Here is a 17,336-nt window from a genome sequence, read left to right on the forward strand (position 1 = left end):
GTAAAAAAGCCGCCTCCCGCACAGTTGGGAGACGGCTGTCATAGATAAATTCAATTACAGATGGACATCGGGATCGAGCATTTGGGCACTCACACGCATGGATGACGCCAAGTTTTGGAACGTTTCCAGGCGCAGGCCATCGATCTGCCCGGCATCGGCGGCCTCGCGAACGGCGCAGCCCGGTTCGTGGGTATGCGTGCAGTCGCCAAACCGACACGCACGCGACGCCTCGACGATCTCGGGGAAGGCACGCGCCAGGCCCCGCTCGTGACCAACGAGTGGCAAACTGCGCAGGCCCGGAGCGTCGGCAATGACGCCGGCGTCGCCCGGCAGCGCCACCATCACGCGCGCGACCGTGGTATGGCGGCCTTGGTCGTCGCGCTCGCGCACACCACCGGTAGCCAGCGCATCGTGGCCCAGCAGCGCATTGAGCAGCGTCGACTTTCCGGCCCCCGACTCACCCAGGATCATGGCGCACGTTCCCGCCGGAACACAGGCGCGCACCTCATCCAAACCACGGCTTTCGGCAGAGGACGTCACGATCACGCGCACGTCCGGGCCCACCAGACGGCGCACGCGATCCAGATCGCGCTCGAGTTCCGCGGCCTCGCAGCGGTCGGCCTTGGTAAGCACCACCACCGGCTCGGCATCGCAGTCGAGCGCCAAAACCAGCGAGCGCGCCACGCGGTCGAGCAGCACTTCGCCGGCGCCAAGTGCCTGCACGATCAGCACGCTATCCACGTTGGAACAAAGCACCTGACGCTCGCCGCGGGCGCGGCCACGCCAACGCTCAAAACTCGTGCGTCGCGGCAGGACGCATTCGATTACGCCCATGTCGTGCCCGGGTGCACGACGCACCGCCACACGGTCGCCCACAGCCGGCAGCAGTACCTCGTCCTCGCCGCGCGACTTGGCAAACCCCACGGCATGCTCGGCACGAAAGGTATCGTCGGCCGTCACCACCAGCGGAAACCCGCGATCTAAGCGTACCACGGCGCCCAGTTGCATCTGCTCGGGCTCCTCGGCTTGGGCGCAAAAATCGTCAAATGCCGCCTGCTGAGCCGCGGCGACCGGCAGATCGCCAAACGCCGGAACATCCTGCAGCGCATCGAGTCCCGGCACGCTCGCCAGCAGCTCCTCGGCAGACGCGGGGGCTTCGGTCGCAAGCTTCCGACGACGATCACGCTTGGCCCGCGCCCCCGTCGTCTTTTTCTTCGCCTTAGCCCTAGCCTTGCCCACAAGCGCCTCCCAGCACCACAAATCACAACTGAGCAGGTATTTTAAATCAAAAAGAGCTGGCCGGGCAAAGCCCTAACTCAAAAAGAGCCGGTCGAGCAAACGCTCGACCGGCTCACAAACTTTCCCTCAGCCCTTTATCATCCGCGCGGGAGAAAAGCCAGCAAGGATACCGCAGGGCCCGCCCGCCGGGAGGGGTTTCCTAAGGGCACATCCCGCAGCCGCAAAGCGGCGAGGACGTGCCCGTGGAAACCCCGCAGGCGGTCGGGCCCGGACAGGAACGTTACTCTTTTTCGACCGCGCGCATGATCGCCTTGTAGATCTCCATCAGCGGAATGATCAGGAAGGCAAGGCCCAGCGCGGCGATAACGCCCTTGAGCTCAAGCGTCACGGGGCCAAAGAACATCTCGGCAAGCGTCGGCTGCACGGTTACGATCACCGTCAGCACCAGCGCCAGCGCGGCAGAGGCCCACAGCCACTTGTTCTGCTTCTTCATCTTAAACAGCGACGTGCGGCGGCTGCGCATGTTAAAGCAGTGGAAGATCTCGACCATGTTGAGCGTGATGAAGGCCATCATCACGCCTTCCTCGTCGGCGACGCCGGCGATCATATCGGAGATGTGGATGTAGCCCATGTCAAAGTACACGCCCACAAAGAAGCTCGCCAGCACCAGCGCGGCAATGATCAAGCCCTGGACCACGCAGTCCAGACCCATATTGCCGGCAAAGACACCGTCCTTGGCGTTGCGCGGCTTGCGCTTCATGATGTCGCCCTCGGCATCCTCCATGCCCAGCGCGAGCGCGGGGAAGCAGTCGGTAACCAGGTTCACCCACAGCAGCTGCACCGGCTGGAAGATGGTAAAGCCGATGAGCGTGGCGATAAACACCGAGAACACCTCGGCAAGGTTGGCCGAAAGCAGGAACTGGATGACCTTGCGGATGTTGTCGTAGATGCGGCGACCCTCTTCGCAGGCACCGATGATGGTGGCGAAGTTGTCGTCGGCAAGCACCATGTCGGCGACGTTCTTGGTAACGTCGGTACCGGTGATGCCCATGCCAACGCCGATGTCGGCGCGCTTGATGGACGGGGCGTCGTTGACGCCGTCGCCCGTCATGGCCACGATCTGGTCGCGCGACTTCCAAGCCTCGACGATACGGGTCTTGTGCTCGGGCTGGACGCGGGCGTACACGCCGTAGTCCTCGATGTGCGCGTCGAGTTCCTCGTCGCTCATGCGATCGAGGTCGGCACCGGTGATGGCATGGCTGCGATCGGTGACGATACCCAGCTGCTTGGCGATGGCCACGGCGGTGTCGATGTGGTCGCCCGTGATCATGACGGTGCGGATACCGGCATCGTGGGCCTCGCGGATGGCGTCGGCGACCTCGGGGCGGACCGGGTCAATCATGCCGGACAGGCCGCAGAAGACCAGGTCGTGCTCGAGCGCGGCGGGGCTGCAGTCGCTCGGGACCTCGGTGTAGGTGCGGCTTGCCAGCGCCAGCACGCGCAGGGCCTCGTCGGCCATGGCCTTGTTGGCGGCCACGAGCTCGGCACGACGCTCCTCGGTCAGGGGGACGACCTTATCGCCCTCGTAGATGTGGGTGCACAGGCCGATCACCACGTCGGGCGCGCCCTTGGTGTATTGCTCGTACTCGCCGTCCAGGGTCTCAACGACCACGGACATCATCTTGCGGCCCGAGTCAAACGGGGCCTCGCCCACGCGCGGGTGCTCGGCAGTCAGACCAGTGAGGCCCGCCTTTCCGGCATCGTTGACGAGCGCGCACTCGGTCGGCTCGCCCACGGCCTCGCCCAGTTCCTCGTCCCACTGGGCATCGGAGCACAGCGCCATGCCTGCCAGGAACTTCTCCTTAGGCGCAGCGAGCTCGTGCTTGACGACGGTCATCTTGTTTTGGGTAAGGGTACCGGTCTTGTCGGAGCAGATGGTCTGCGTGCAGCCGAGAGTCTCGACGGCAGAGAGCTTGCGGATAATTGCCTGGCGCTTGGCCATCTTGGTCACGCCAAGCGACAGCACGATGGTCACGACGGCGACCAGGCCCTCGGGGATGGCAGCGACGGCGAGCGAGACGGCGACCATAAAGGTGTCGAGCAGGGCAGTCGGGTCGGTAAGGACGTTGCCCACGCCGTGGCGGACGATGTCGACGCCAAAGATCACGACGCAGATGACGATCACCATAATGGTGAGGATACGGCTGAGCTCGGCGAGCTTCACCTGCAGCGGCGTGAGCTCTTCCTTGGCCTCGGCCAGGGCACCGGCGATCTTGCCCATCTCGGTATCCATGCCGGTGCCGACCACGACGGCGCGGCCACGACCGTACACGACGGTGGAGCCCATGTAGCACATGTTCTTGCGGTCGCCGAGCGGCACGTCATCGGTGCCCGCGGCAAGCTCGATCACGTTGGCGTGCTTCTCGACCGGCACCGACTCGCCGGTGAGCGCGGCCTCTTCGATTTTCATCGTGGCGCTCTCGAGCACGCGGCAGTCGGCCGGGACGGAGTCGCCCGCCTCGAGCATGATCACGTCGCCGGGTACGAGCTCGGCGCTCGGCAGGTGCACGAGTTTGCCGTCGCGTAGAACCTTGGACTGCGCGGCGCTCATCTCCTGAAGGGCCTCGAGAGCCTCCTCGCTCTTGGCTTCCTGGACCACGCCCAGCACCGAGTTGACGATAACGACGAACATGATGATGGCGACATCGGCAAAGTCCGCCTCGCCCTTAACCATGCCCGTGAGCGCGCTGATAACGGCGGCAACGATCAACATGATGACCATGGGGTCGGCCATCTGCTCAAAGAAACGCTTCCACAGCGGCGTCTTCTCGGCTTCCTCAAGCTTGTTAGGGCCTGTCTTGGCGAGGCGCGACGACGCCTCGTCGTTGCTCAGGCCGAGGTTCTCATCGACACCTTGGTCGCTGAGCACCTCCGCCGCGGCGGACAGGTATTCCTTTTGCATATAGAGTCCCCTCCTGGGATTCGGGCCACTCAGCAGATTGATGCCCGATCATAATTCCCAGGAGAAGGGCAAGGGCTCATCAAGGCTGCCGTGCTGAGCGGCAGTTGATAGTGGAGCTATGGTACCCCAAAGCGACGCGTCTAGCCAAAACAATCCATTTGGAAATATGGTCCGTATGCAACGATGCGGACCGTGTGATGCTCAATACTGATAAAACGTTTTTTCTTAGGCGCGTCGCCAAACTAAAATATCGCCCAGATAGCAGCGGTTAGAGCGGTTGGTAAAGTTTTTTCATATACCGTTTTTCCCGTAAAAAAAGAACTTCTAATTCGGCATACGGTCGATTTTTTGGGGTATTCGGTCGGTATTTCGTTATAATCAACTCAGTTTTATTTCTTATGGTTTATCTATCAGCGCAAGACGATGTCAGATGGAGGTCTGAATGTACAAGCGCACTAAGATTGTATGCACCATGGGTCCCGCCTGCGATAGCGACGAGACCATCCGCGAGATGATCAAGGCGGGCATGAACGTCGCCCGTTTTAACTTCTCGCACGGCTCCTACGACGAGCACCACGGTCGCATCGAGCGCGTCCGTCGTATTTCCAAGGAGCTCGGTATGCCCGTCGGCATCCTGCTCGACACCAAGGGCCCCGAGGTCCGCACCGGTCTTCTGGTCGACGGCAAGAAGGTTGCCGTCAAGACCGGCGACAAGATCGTCGTCACCGCTCAGCCCACGTCCGAGGATTTCCACGGCACCGCTGAGCACATCTCCCTCGACTACCTGGCTCTGCCCTCCGAGGTCGAGAAGGGCTCCCTCATCCTGATCGATGACGGCCTGGTTGCTCTCGAGGTCGAGTCCGTCGACGGCCAGGACATGACCTGCGTCGTCAAGAACGACGGCCTGATCGGCGAGCGCAAGGGCGTCAACATGCCCAACGTCAACATCTCGCTGCCCGCCATCACCGAGCGCGATCGTCAGGACATCCTCTTTGGCCTGACCGAGAACATCGACTACATCGCCGCTTCCTTCATCCGTGACGGCGAGTCTGTCCGCGGCATCCGCGAGCTTTGCCGCGAGAACGGTGGCGAGCACGTGACGATCTTCCCGAAGATCGAGTGCGCTCTGGGCGTCGAGAACTTTGACGAGATCCTCGAGGCTTCCGACGGCATCATGGTCGCCCGTGGCGACCTGGGCATCGAGATCAAGCCCGAGCTCGTTCCGCACATCCAGAAGGAGATCATCGCCAAGTGCAACGCGGCCTACAAGCCCGTTATCACCGCTACGCAGATGCTCGACTCCATGCAGCAGAACCCGCGCCCGACGCGCGCCGAGGTTGCCGACGTTGCTAACGCCATTTACGACGGTACCGACGCCGTCATGCTGTCCGGCGAGTCCGCTGCCGGTAAGTACCCGGTCGAGGCCGTCAAGATGCAGGCCAGCATCGCTCTCGAGACCGAGAAGTACCTCCCGGCTCACGCTCCGCTCGAGGTTCCGACCGATGCTCACGGCACCCGCGTCGTCAACAACGTTGTGGGTATGTCCGCTGTGAACATGGCCACCACCGTTGGCGCCAAGTGCATCACCGTGCCGACGACCACCGGTCGTACCGCTCGCCTGATCTCGCACTTCCGTCCCAACATGCCGATCTGCGCGTTCTCCCGCCACGAGTGGGCCGTCCAGCAGATGATTATGTACTGGGGCGTTATCCCGCACAAGGCCGAGATTACTCAGGGCACCGTCAACGGCACGATCGTCAAGGCGATCGAGACCGCTAAGGAGCTCGGCTACGTCGAGACCGGCGATTTGACCGTCGCTACCGCCGGCGATCCCCGTATGAGCGTCCAGCTTGAGGACAAGGTCTCCTCGACCAACGTCGCCTACGTCGCTCAGGTGCGCTAAATCGCACTTGCAAGCACATTTGCATTAAAAAGGGCCCGGAAGGCTTCGCCTTCCGGGCCCTTTTTCTGTGCGCCGATGCCTACCGCACGGCATGACACGCACCCATTTCTTTACCAAAAGCGCGAGATCCGCCCTCCGAGGCCCAAAAAATAAAGCCCCAAGCGCTAAAAGTGTTCGCCCGGTGGCAAACCCACACCTCACACAGGGCTGATAAATCGTTTTAGCAAGGTCTAAATCGACCACGTTTTCGGAAGTGCGGGGAAAAATTTCCTACCCCCGAGCACAAGCCCTTTTATTTCAACAAAACCCCTGATAAAGTTGGCTTAAATACCGCTTGTGGTTGACCTGTTTGTCTTTTTCCCCGCACTTCCGAAACCGATAGCTTTTCTAGCCCAAACTACGCTCAAACGATCGGATCGCTATGTCATTTCTTGCCTGCGGACCCACGGCTTTTCAGTACTATCGCATACCGCCCCAGATACTGGGACTCTATCCGGCAATCCTGCCGCCCGACCATGACCATCGCTTGGTGCATTACTCAAAACAACCAGTATTTAAAGACTTGCTCGGCACACCAGTCTGGAGATTCGTGGGCGAAAGAAAACAGCGCGCGAACGGAAAGCTATTTCATAGCCGTCTGCTAACCCAAGAGCCGCCTCCTGGGTCGTTTAGGCAGACTGAGCATGGATTTGATGTCACGTCGCCCGAGTTTACGCTGCTCAACCTTGCTACGCAGGTCTCACGCAACCAGTTACTCATGGCTTGCTACGAGATGTGCGGCTCCTTTGCAGTGTTCACGCCTTGTAAACGGGCGCAGCAGCAGCTCGATGAAGCAATTTCGCTTAAGCTCATTCCGCCCGACTGTGGTTGGAAACGTGTTGTCGACACCAAGGGCAATGACACCAACTTGTGGAAGCGCACGCCGCTTCTTTCCGCAGCGGATATCGCCGCGTTCGCCAAGCAGGCCGCAGGCCTGCGCGGCGTTAAACAACTGCGCTGGGCGGCCGAGCACATGACGGGACAGACCGCCTCGCCCTTCGAAGTACAGACCTCCATGCTTGTCTCGCTCCCCCGCAACGAGGGCGGCATGGGCATCAATATCGCTAACAACGTGCGCATCCCACTCAGCGACGCCGCGCGCTCACTGTATGACAAAACCTGCTGCTACGCCGATATCCTCATAGAGAGCAGCACCGACAGCATGGGCGTCATTCTGGAATTCCAAGGCCGCTCCGCCCATGACAGCGAAGCCGCGAGCCTCTCCGATGCCGAGCGCACCACCGCCCTCACAAGCATGGGCTATGACGCTATCCAGATAACCTATGATCAAATCAAGGACACGAAGAGCTTTAACAGCATCGCCGAGCTAATTCATAAAAAGGCGGGGCTCCCTTACGTTCCAAAATCTAAGCTGGAACTCACTGCCGCAGAAACCCTTCGGCGGGAGCTATTGGTCGATTGGGATGAACTGTTCACCGTTAAGCCGGTCAGCTAGCAGCTAGCGATCAGAGGGACTGCGGGGACGTCAGAAGCGGCAACGCGGGCGGCAAAACCCGCCTCGGTTAGCTCGACGACCTCGGTAAACGTTGCGTCAAAGAACTCTTCGGTCAGCAGACGGTACGGCGGATGATCCGGATCGCCGGGGTTTTCGCGCACAATCTCGTGCATAACGCCAATGGTCTTGAGCACATACTCTTGTGGAATCGAATACTGACCAAACTGGGCCGCCGCGGTATAGAGGCGATCGGTCGCACGCGGGATAGAAACGATGCCGAGCGTCTTGCCAAACCAGTCAAAGTCTCCCTGCTTCTTAATGCGGAACTCCTCGCACGGCTTGCCGCCGCGCGCCTCGAGATATTGGTTCACGCGCGTGTTCCACACGGTATCGGCCACCAGATGCGACCAAACGCCCAGCGTCAAATCGAGCAGCGACTGCGCCACGTCATCGGGCGCAAGTGAAAACTCGGCGGCGCCGGGGCCGTCAACCGGCTCGGCGTCTTTGTAGCGCTGCGGATAGTGCACCCGATTGAGCCTTTCACGCTCTTCGACAATCGAGGTCGCTGGAGCCGGCGCACCCGCCGGCGCACCTTTAAGCAACGGCGCCACATAGGTGTCCCAAAACTCATGCTCGCGTGGCTTAGGAATGGGCTCGGGCTTGGCAAAGTGCGTGATGCGATACGGGATGGGGTCGGCAATACCGGGAACCATGTACCCCACAAAAATGTCCGGAACCACGCTGCCAAACAAAAAGGCATTGCGGTCGCGCACGTTATCGGCAAGCGCGCCGGCACGCGCCAGAAGTCGTTCCGTCTGAGCGATATGAATATTCCAACTTGGCATAGCCACCCCCGTAAAAATCCGGATAACTATACCATTCGCAGCAAGTCACGTGCGCGGCCGCAACCCCACTATGCGGCAACTATTCTGCTGCACTGTTTTCGGTTCCATATGATGGCACGGGAGCCCCGACCACGTGGTGATATCGATCGATATAAATCGCACGGGCCCCAAGACGTCGTACTAAATCCTGATGATGCGTGCTCATCAAGACCGTCTTACCGGCAGCAACATAAGCCAGTAGAAAGTTGACCACGATGTCGCAAGAGTCCTCGTCAAGTCCGTTGGTAGGCTCGTCCAGCACCAGAATATCGGGGTTCATCGACACGACGGCAGCCAGCGCCACACGCTTCTTTTGCCCGCCCGAAAGCTGATAGGGCGAGGCATCGACCAGATCGGCAACCTGAAACAGCTCCATGGCATCACGGACGCGGCGCCCGAGCTCGTCCGCCGAAAGCCCCATTTGAGCCGGGCCAAACGCGACCTCCTCGCCGACCGTGGCGCAAAAGAGCTGTGCATCGGCGTTTTGGAACACGAAGCCCACGCGCTGATGGAACCGCTGGGCCATCGCGGAATCCTTGAGATATGCCGCATCGACCACATGTCCATCAAACAGGTACGTACCCGCATCCGCAAGCTCAAGCCCGTTGATAAGCCGCATGATCGTCGTCTTGCCGCAGCCGTTGGGTCCAAGCAGCGCAACCAGCTCACCGCGATTAACCTGCAGCGACACGCCATCGACCACCGTATGGCCCGCATAGGAAAACACCACGTCGCGAAACTCGATGAGCGGCGTGGCCTTGGCGCCGGCAGCACCGCTCGCACCCATCGCACCATTTGTATCGTTTGCCAAAACGTCGCCCTTCCCTATTCACATCGACGGCTTGACCGCCCGCGCTACAGCACCGCGCATAACACGGCGAGCAGCACCACAACAGCCGCATAGACCGCGTCGCGCCAACCAAAGCCGTTCCGTGCAGGCGCCGGATATGCGCCGGCAAAACCGCGGCAAAGCATAGCCTCGTCCATCGCGCGGCTGCATTCCATCGCCTTGATAAAGGTCATGCCCATGATACCCGCGATCGAATCGGTACGCGAAAATCCTGCAGGCGCACGGCCAACGCTGCGCAGCATGACTGATTCGCACAGGTCGTGCGCCGTGCGACCCAGCACCTCGATGTGTTTGAGTGCCATATCAAACGTAAAGATAACCTCGTCGGGCAGGTGCAGCATCTTAAGCGCCGCCGACATGCGACTCCAGGTAAGCGTCCACGAAACGCCCAGCACCAATGACACATTAACAAAGGTCTTGAGCGCAATCTTGAGCATGGCGTCCGTGGCAGAAGCACCCAGCAGCAGGGCAGGCAGCGCCAAAACCACGGCAAACCCCGCGGCGGCCAACGCCGGCACAAAGGTCGCGTGCAGCCCGCGTGCGGGGCGCACCGCAACGAGCACCAACGCGATCGCTGTCATCAGCATCAAGTACAGCGGGCTCTGCGTCAGGCATACGCACAGGACGCAGACGAGCATCCCCACCAAACGCACTGGCGCCGAAACGGAAGAAAGGGCGCAGTCGATAATCGACCCGCCCTTATGTGCGCCGCCGCCTAGACGAACCCGCTCAAGCAGGCTCGCCAGATGCAGGACATTCTTTTGCATCACACGATGCCGAGCCCCCGCGGGCTCGTATCGCTGCTCGGCCGCAAGCCAGCTAGGCAGCTCGACCGTCGCCATGAGCACCGCTTTCCTTGACCGTCAGCGAGACCAGACGGAAGGCGATGGTGAGCACCGCCACGCCAATCACGCCCGAAAGAATATACATCGCGGCCTGGCCGGCAAAGCCAAGGCCCTGCTCCTCGGAATAGGCCTGCAGATAATCGCCCGTGGGCAGTGCATCGGCAAAGGTCGGGGTATCGAGACCGACCGAAGTCTGCAGACTGTCGTCACCAGCCTCCTGAACGGCGGTCGCGGCGCCCTCAGCGTCCCACTCGCCCCATGCGTCACCGGTGGCCAGCAAGCCGAGCGGCGTGGCCACGACAAGCACGGCGACCAGGATGAGCGTGGGGACCAGCGAGGTCTTCTTGGCGGCAGCGCCCTCGGCAGCAAGCTGGCCATCGACGGCCTCGGGCCCGACGATAACGCTCGGCGCCGTCTTCTTAATGAAACCGTAGATGGCGGCCGTCGCCACGCCCTCGACCACGCCGGCTACCAACATGTGCGGGATCATCATGGCCGGAATGGCAATAGAGAGCGGGAAGGGGCAGTACAGCGGAGCGCCCGAAGCGTTGGTAAAGAACATCGGCTGAATACCAAACTCGATCGCCGTGCACAGGGCCGCCAGGCACAGGCCGACCCAACCGCTTACGACGGCCGAAACCGAGGTGCCCCAGCTCTTGTTGTGCAAACGGCTGTTGAGCGCACGGAACACGATAGCGGCGGCAAACGGCAGCACGAAGGCCATGTTAAAGCAGTTGGCGCCAAAGGACAGGATGCCGCCGTCGCCAAACAGCAGTGCCTGCAGCGCCAGCGCGACCGAAACCGCGATGGCCGCGGCCTCCGGGCCCAGCAGCAGCGCGATGAGCGCACCGCCGACGGCGTGACCCGTGGTACCGCCGGGCAGCGGCACATTGAACATCATGAGCAAGAAGGAGAACGCGGCGCAGATACCCAGGAACGCCATGTGCTCGCGATCGAGCGTGGCGCGCACCTTTTTGATGCAGTGAACCCACACAGGGACCATCGCCACTGCCATGACGGCATCGGTCTGCGGGGACAGATAATTATCTGGAATGTGCATGTACGCCTCCAGGTTATCGGCGCACAGAATTACAACGCCGCTTAAATCACCTTGCCAGTGTTACGTATTGTCAGATTCGTAACACGCCACGGGCTATCATAGCAAAACGGCGCACTGCCGACAAAGCAGCACGCCGTTATGCAATGCGCGTGTCATATATGCAGGCTCAGCAGTGCCTTATACCGAGGATAGCAGTCACGTAAGGCTCGGCAGCAGCCACCGCTGACCCATACCCCAGTGCAGGACCTAGCCGCGGACCTCGCCGTTTACGCCCTTGCACACCTTGGTGACGATCTTCTGGTGCGCTTTTTCGACCTCTTCGCTGGTAAGCGTGTGGTCGTCGGAGCGATACGTAAGCGCAAAGGCCATGGACTTCTTGCCCACGCCCACGCGGACCGGATCGCGGTAGACGTCGAACAGACGCACACCCTCGAGCAGCTTGCCGCCGGCGCTGGTAATGCGGCGCTCAAGGTCCTCGCAAGTCACGGAGTTGTCGACCACGATAGCAAGATCGTGCTCAACAGCCGGGTACTGCGAGAACTCGCGGTAGTTCTCCTGGTTGCGGGCGCCCTTGATCAGCTTGTCCAGGTCGAGCTCAAAGGCAACGACGACCTCGTCGATACCCATGGCCTCGCGCGCCTCGGGGTGGATCTCGCCGACCCAGCCCAGCACGGTGCCGCCAGACAGAACCTCGGCGGCACGGCCCGGCTGCAAGAAGGCATAGCCCTCGCCCTCGACGGGACGGAAGCGAACCTTCTCGATGCGCAGCTGGGCGAGCAGCTCCTCGACGATGCCCTTGCCAAAGAAGAAGCGCAGCTTGCGGTACTTCATGTTCCAGGACTGCTCGCTCCACTGGCCCGAGAGCACGCCCGCCACGGACTTGGTCTCCTTGGGCAGGCTGGCGTTCTCGCGGCCGTGGAACAGGCTGCCGACCTCGTACAGGTGCACGTTGGGCGTGCCATGGGCCTCGTTATAGGCCACAGACTGCAGCAGGCCCGGCAGCAGCGAGCGGCGCATCTCGGTCTGCTCGGCCACCAGCGGGTTCATAAGTACCACGGGGCAGCCGCGGCCCTCGGTGGACATGCCGATCTTCTCCAGGTCGCCCGGGGCGGCAAAGCCAAAGGTCGTGGTCTCGTTGAGGCCGCAGGCGCGCAGGATCTCGCCGACCTTGCGGGTGAGCTTCTGCTCGCGGGTCAGGCCACCGATGTGGTTCTTGGCAGCCGGGATGGTCGCCGTCACGCGGCCCATGCCCCACAGGCGCAGGACCTCCTCGATCAGGTCGATCTCGCGCGGCAGGTCGGGGCGGAAGCTCGGCGGGGTAACCATAAAGTCCTCGCCGTCGCGCTCGACGGTGCAGCCCAGGCGGGTGAGCGAGCGCTCGATAAAATCGGGCTCGATGTCGGCGCCGCAGATGGCGTGCACGCGGGCCAGGCGCAGCTTAATGCTGTCGATGGTCTTGGGCGCGGGGAACACATCTACGTAGCCGGGAGCGACCTCGCCGCCGGCGATCTCCTCGATGAGCGCGCAGGCAACATTGGCCACATCCACGCAGCCGGTCTCATCGACCTGGCGCTCAAAGCGGATGGAGGCGTCGGAGATCAGCGACAGGTCGCGGCTGGTGTGCGAGGTGCGGCCGGCGTCGAAGCAGGCGCTCTCGACCATCACGTCGACGGTGTCGTCCTCGATCTCGGAATCCATGCCGCCCATAACGCCGGCCAGCGCCACGGGACGCTCGCCGTCGGTGATAAGGCCCATGCCGGCGTCGAGCGTGCGCTCCTCGCCGTCGAGGGTCGTGAACTTCTCGTCCTGCTGGGCGGCGCGAACCACCACGCGGCGCCTGCCCTCGCGCTCGGCAAAGGTGTCCAGGTCAAAAGCGTGCAGCGGCTGACCGGTGAGCATCATCACATAGTTGGTGATGTCGACGATGTTGTTGTGCGGACGCACGCCCAGGGCGTTAAGGCGCTTGACCATCCAGTCGGGCGAGGGGCCGACCTTCACGTTGCGCACAATGCGGGCGACATAGCGGTCGCACAGGCCCTCGTCGGCGATCTCGACCGAAAGCTCGTCGTCGGTCGCGCGGCCGGTCTCCGCCTTGATGGCGGGCAGCTCAACGTGGAAATCGCGATCGAAAATGGCACCGGTTTCGCGGGCCATGCCAATCATGGACAGGCAGTCGGGGCGGTTGGGCGTGATCTCGCAGTCGAGCACGGTATCACTCGAGCCCACATACTCGGCAAACGGCATGCCGCAGGGCGTATCCTCGGGCAGGATCATGATGCCGGAGTGGTCGCCACCCAGGCCGAGCTCGCGCGCGGAGCAGTTCATGCCCATGGACACGACGCCGCGAAGCTTGCTCTTCTTGATCTTGACGTCACCGGGAAGCACGGCGCCGATCATGGCCGTGACGATGTGGTCGCCGGCCTCAAAGTTCTGCGCGCCGCAGACGATCTGCAGCGGAGCGGGGTTGCCGTCGGCGTCGAGGTTCTTGTCACCCACATCGACCGAGCACACATACATGTGGTCGCTATCGGGGTGCGGGGTCTTGGTGAGCACCTTGGCAGTCACCACGTGGTCGAAGGACTCGCCCACGGTGTCGATCGCCTCGACCTCGGTGCCGGTACGGATATATTCGTCCGAAAGGGTCTTGGGATCCTCCGGAATATCGATCATGGTCTTGAGCCAGTCGTAAGAAACACGCATCTAACTGGTCTCCTTTCATCTGTAACGTCTGCAATAAACAGACGGAAAACTCCAGCTACGGAGACGGGTTTCCGAGGTGCCGCAGATTGCCCCGAAAGAGGAGCGCCGCGTACTTGGGTACGCAAGCGACGGTTTGAGGGGCAAGGTACGGTGGCTCGGAAAGCCGCCGGGACAGGTCAACTTAAAACTGATTCAGGAAACGCATATCGCCTGTCATGAGCGTTCTGAGGTCGGGCAGGTCGTAGCGCAGGGCAGCGACGCGCTCGGCGCCAATGCCAAAGGCGAAGCCGGTGTACTTCTCGGGGTCGATGCCGCAGTTGATCAGGACGTTGGGGTCGACCATGCCGCAGCCCAAGATCTCGATCCAGCCGCTGTGCTTGCAGAAGTTGCAGCCCTTGCCGCCGCAGACGTGGCAGCTCACGTCCACCTCGCAGGAAGGCTCGGTGAAGGGGAAGAAATGCGGGCGGTAACGCGTCTTGCGGTCCTCGCCAAACATGCACTTAACAAAGTAGTCGAGCGTGCCCTTAAGATCGCCAAAGGTGATGCCCTCGTCGACGACCAGGCCCTCGATCTGGTTGAACTGCGGCAGGTGACAGGCGTCGGCCGTGTCGGGACGGTAGACGGTGCCCGGGCAGATCATGTAGATGGGCGGCTTCTGCGACTCCATGGTGTGAATCTGCACGCCCGAGGTCTGGGTGCGCAGCAGCACGTCGGACTCGCCGTGGGCATGCGCCTCGGGGTGCGCGACGCTGCCGGGGTTGTTGTCGACCACATAGAAGGTGTCGCGGGCCGAGCGGCTCGGGTGATCCATGGGGGCGTTGAGCGCGGTGAAGTTGTAGTAGGAGGTGTCGACCATGGGACCGGACTCGACGGTGTAGCCGATACCGCTAAAGATGTCCTCGGCCTCCTCGATAATCTGCTTGATCAGGTGCTGGTGGCCGATCTGCGGACGGATGCCCGGCAGCGTGATGTCGACGGCCTCGTGCTCCAGTGCGTGCTTGAGGGCGGCGGCCTTCATCTCGGTGGTGCGCTCGTCGAGCATACCCTCAATCAGCTGGCGCATCTCGTTGGCGCGCTTGCCCATCACGGGGCGATCCTCGGGGGCGAGCTTGCCCATCATGCGCATCAGGCCGGTAATACGACCCTTGCGGCCGAGCAGCTCAACGCGCGCAGCCTCGAGCTTGGCGGCGTCGTCGGCGCCTGCGACGAGCTCCTTGGCCTCTTCCTCGAGTTTGACCAGATCATCAATCAGACTCATGTCTTCCCTTTCGTCTCTCGCGTTCCCCGCTCGCCAGGACGACTGCCGCCGTCTGGCGTTGCAAAAACGCGGCCCGATTCGGTAACAAAAAACCGTCCTCGGGCATGTGCATTGCCCAAGGACGGTTGAATTCCGCGGTACCACCTTGTTTGACCCGGCGGATGTCTGGCCCGCCGCGCCCACTCTGTGCCCCTTATCGCGAGGCTCACGGCTTCCCTACTGGGGCTTCGCCGCCACTGGCCGCGCGCCCGTTGAGGTTGCTGCTCGGGAGTGAACGCTTGGCCCTTGCCACCGTAGGAAGGCTTGCAGCCCATGACCTTCCCTCTCTTGCCGGCGACGCGGCGGGCAAAACCCTCTCCGTCAACGCATTGGGCTATAGGATAACACATTCTGCGAGCATATCGCCGCGTTCCGTTTTGTTCGCACTGGGTACAAGGCAGATAGCTGTGCAAACTGGCCGCACGCCCACCCGTGGCGTCCGGTCTGCGAGATCAAGGATATGGGTATGGGAAAGAAACTCGATAAGAAGGCCAAGGCCGCCGTGGCCAAGGCCTCTAAGAACGCCAAGGCGGGCAAGGGCATCAAGAAGCTCCGCAAGCTCGAAGGCAAACTATGGACCCGCGAGTACCTGCTCAAGATTGCCGAGTTCGATGGCGCGACGATTGCCCCCGCCAACGGCGCTGCGGCCCGCGCCGATGCTATGGGCACCCTTGCCGGCGAACATCACAAGCTCCTGACCAGCAAAAAGTCCGTCGAGCTTGTAGGCTCGCTGGCACACGAGACCGTCGCCGGCGGCAAGATCGACGACCCGCAGCTGCTCGACGAGATCCGTGTGCTCGGCCGCGACCAGCGCGAGGCCAGCGTTATCCCTACTGAGGAGGCCGAGGCCTGGACCAGGCTCACCTGCGAGGCCGACGCCGTGTGGCACAAGGCCAAGACGGCCAACGACTGGGCGAGCTTTGAGCCCTACGTGGATAGAATCGTCGCCCAGCTCAAGCATCAGGCCGAGCTCATGGACCCCAAGCGCGACCCATACGATGTTTGGCTCGACCAGTACGAACGCGGCCTTTCCGCCAAGAGCTTCGATGCGTTTTGTGACGAGGTCAAGGCTACCGTCGTGCCGCTCGTGCACGCCATCGGCGAGCGCGGGCAGCAGCCTACTGCCGACTTTTTGCACGCGCATGTGCCCGAGGCCGCCCAGCGCGCCATGAGCTTCGACCTGATGAAGCTCGTCGGCCTTAACCTGGACGACACCACGCTCGCCTTTACCGAGCACCCGTTTAGCGAGGGCTTTGCCGTGGGTGACGCGCGCATCGCCACGCACATCTACGAGGACGACTGCATCTCCAACGTCTATAGCATCATCCACGAGGCGGGGCACGCCATGTACGAGCTGGGCGTGAACCCCGCTTACGCGCGCACGTGTCTGGAGGGCGGCACCTCCATGGGCATTCACGAGAGCCAGAGCCGCTTTTTCGAGAACACCGTAGGCCGCAGTCGCGCTTTTATGGGCCCGCTGCTCGAAGTGCTGCGCCGTCACGCGCCCGAGGTCTACGGCAACGTGGACGAGGACACGCTCTACCACGCCGTGAACATCGCTCGGCCGTCGCTGATCCGTACCGAGGCCGACGAGCTCACCTACCCGCTGCATATTATGGTGCGCTACGAGATTGAGCGCATGCTGTTTGCCGGCGAGGCCACGGCCAAGGACATCCCCGCGCTTTGGAATCGCTTTATGGGCGAGTACCTGGGCATTCCTGTTCCCGACGACACGCGCGGCTGCCTGCAGGATACGCACTGGAGCGGCGGCTCGTTTGGCTACTTCCCCACGTATGCGCTGGGCAGCGCCTACGATGCCATGTTTGTGACGGCCATGTGCCGCGACGGTGTCGACCTTAACGGCGCCTGTGCGAGCGGCGACCTGGCACCCGTCCGCGCTTGGCTGGGCGAGCACATTTGGCAGTGGGGCCGCGCCAAGGACGCGCCGGAGCTCATCAAGGGCGCGTGCGGTATGGCATTCGATGCCCGCTACTACTGCAGCTACCTGCAGGACAAGTTCACCACGCTGTACCAGCTGTAAGGATTGACCAGCACGCCATCGCCAACGCCAACCATGTTGACGTCGATGTCTTGGCAACGT

The 17,336-nt window shown here is 62.0% G+C and carries 11 protein-coding genes; 3 read left to right on the forward strand and 8 right to left on the reverse strand.

The genetic code is table 11. The features are described 5' to 3' along the window. Positions 1 to 54: 54 nt before the first annotated feature. Together rsgA and ACTQ48_RS06715 are read right to left on the reverse strand one after the other, a co-directional pair. On the reverse strand, positions 55 to 1,008 hold the full coding sequence (gene rsgA / locus ACTQ48_RS06710; protein WP_441570452.1) for a ribosome small subunit-dependent GTPase A: 954 nt from the start codon (positions 1,006 to 1,008) through the stop codon (positions 55 to 57). A 511-nt stretch (positions 1,009 to 1,519) separates the two neighbouring features. Further along, the gene (locus ACTQ48_RS06715; protein WP_427728430.1) at positions 1,520 to 4,201 is read right to left on the reverse strand and encodes a cation-translocating P-type ATPase; all 2,682 of its coding nucleotides are present in this window, start codon (positions 4,199 to 4,201) and stop codon (positions 1,520 to 1,522) included. A gap of 442 nt (positions 4,202 to 4,643) precedes the next feature. Between ACTQ48_RS06715 and pyk the strand changes: the two genes are divergently transcribed. Continuing rightward, the gene (pyk, locus tag ACTQ48_RS06720) at positions 4,644 to 6,104 is read left to right on the forward strand and encodes a pyruvate kinase (protein WP_427793920.1); all 1,461 of its coding nucleotides are present in this window, start codon (positions 4,644 to 4,646) and stop codon (positions 6,102 to 6,104) included. Positions 6,105 to 6,525: 421 nt separating this feature from the next. Continuing rightward, entirely contained in the window at positions 6,526 to 7,599 is a 1,074-nt protein-coding gene (locus ACTQ48_RS06725; protein ID WP_441570426.1) for a hypothetical protein, read from the forward strand. Here the strand turns inward: ACTQ48_RS06725 and ACTQ48_RS06730 are convergent. From ACTQ48_RS06730 to pheS, 6 genes are all read right to left on the reverse strand, one after another. After that, positions 7,596 to 8,444, reverse strand: a complete 849-nt coding sequence (locus ACTQ48_RS06730; protein ID WP_441570427.1) for a hypothetical protein — start codon at positions 8,442 to 8,444, stop codon at positions 7,596 to 7,598. The two genes, ACTQ48_RS06725 and ACTQ48_RS06730, sit on opposite strands and share 4 nt — an antisense overlap. A gap of 79 nt (positions 8,445 to 8,523) precedes the next feature. Then, positions 8,524 to 9,294: an energy-coupling factor ABC transporter ATP-binding protein gene (locus tag ACTQ48_RS06735; protein WP_441570428.1), complete on the reverse strand. Its 771-nt coding sequence runs from the start codon at positions 9,292 to 9,294 to the stop codon at positions 8,524 to 8,526. Positions 9,295 to 9,338: 44 nt separating this feature from the next. Next, positions 9,339 to 10,175 carry an energy-coupling factor transporter transmembrane component T gene (locus tag ACTQ48_RS06740; RefSeq protein WP_441570429.1) on the reverse strand — a complete coding sequence of 279 codons (837 nt, stop codon included), beginning with the start codon at positions 10,173 to 10,175 and terminating at the stop codon, positions 9,339 to 9,341. Next, positions 10,153 to 11,238, reverse strand: coding sequence for a cobalt transporter CbiM (gene cbiM, locus ACTQ48_RS06745; RefSeq protein WP_441570430.1), 1,086 nt, complete (start codon positions 11,236 to 11,238; stop codon positions 10,153 to 10,155). The genes ACTQ48_RS06740 and cbiM overlap by 23 nt, the downstream gene beginning before the upstream one ends. A gap of 246 nt (positions 11,239 to 11,484) precedes the next feature. After that, a complete protein-coding gene (gene pheT / locus ACTQ48_RS06750; RefSeq protein WP_427728441.1) occupies positions 11,485 to 13,938 on the reverse strand; it encodes a phenylalanine--tRNA ligase subunit beta in 2,454 nt (817 codons plus the stop codon). Positions 13,939 to 14,119: 181 nt separating this feature from the next. After that, complete coding sequence (gene pheS / locus ACTQ48_RS06755; RefSeq protein ID WP_154517607.1) at positions 14,120 to 15,196, reverse strand: phenylalanine--tRNA ligase subunit alpha; 1,077 nt, start codon at positions 15,194 to 15,196, stop codon at positions 14,120 to 14,122. Positions 15,197 to 15,701: 505 nt separating this feature from the next. Here pheS and ACTQ48_RS06760 point away from each other — a divergent pair. After that, the gene (locus ACTQ48_RS06760; protein WP_441570431.1) at positions 15,702 to 17,276 is read left to right on the forward strand and encodes a carboxypeptidase M32; all 1,575 of its coding nucleotides are present in this window, start codon (positions 15,702 to 15,704) and stop codon (positions 17,274 to 17,276) included. Positions 17,277 to 17,336 lie beyond the last annotated feature (60 nt).

The organism is Collinsella sp. Sow4_E3 (genome assembly GCF_052116285.1).
GTDB lineage: Bacteria > Actinomycetota > Coriobacteriia > Coriobacteriales > Coriobacteriaceae > Collinsella.

Bases quoted from the DNA above. Each gene is read 5' to 3' on its own strand.
- ACTQ48_RS06760 (WP_441570431.1), top strand. From the start codon at position 15,702: ATGGGAAAGAAACTCGATAAGAAGGCCAAGGCCGCCGTGGCCAAGGCC.
- cbiM (WP_441570430.1), bottom strand. From the start codon at position 11,238: ATGCACATTCCAGATAATTATCTGTCCCCGCAGACCGATGCCGTCATG.
- pheS (WP_154517607.1), bottom strand. From the start codon at position 15,196: ATGAGTCTGATTGATGATCTGGTCAAACTCGAGGAAGAGGCCAAGGAG.
- ACTQ48_RS06715 (WP_427728430.1), bottom strand. From the start codon at position 4,201: ATGCAAAAGGAATACCTGTCCGCCGCGGCGGAGGTGCTCAGCGACCAA.
- ACTQ48_RS06725 (WP_441570426.1), top strand. From the start codon at position 6,526: ATGTCATTTCTTGCCTGCGGACCCACGGCTTTTCAGTACTATCGCATA.
- pheT (WP_427728441.1), bottom strand. From the start codon at position 13,938: ATGCGTGTTTCTTACGACTGGCTCAAGACCATGATCGATATTCCGGAG.
- ACTQ48_RS06740 (WP_441570429.1), bottom strand. From the start codon at position 10,175: ATGGCGACGGTCGAGCTGCCTAGCTGGCTTGCGGCCGAGCAGCGATAC.
- ACTQ48_RS06730 (WP_441570427.1), bottom strand. From the start codon at position 8,444: ATGCCAAGTTGGAATATTCATATCGCTCAGACGGAACGACTTCTGGCG.
- rsgA (WP_441570452.1), bottom strand. From the start codon at position 1,008: ATGCAACTGGGCGCCGTGGTACGCTTAGATCGCGGGTTTCCGCTGGTG.
- pyk (WP_427793920.1), top strand. From the start codon at position 4,644: ATGTACAAGCGCACTAAGATTGTATGCACCATGGGTCCCGCCTGCGAT.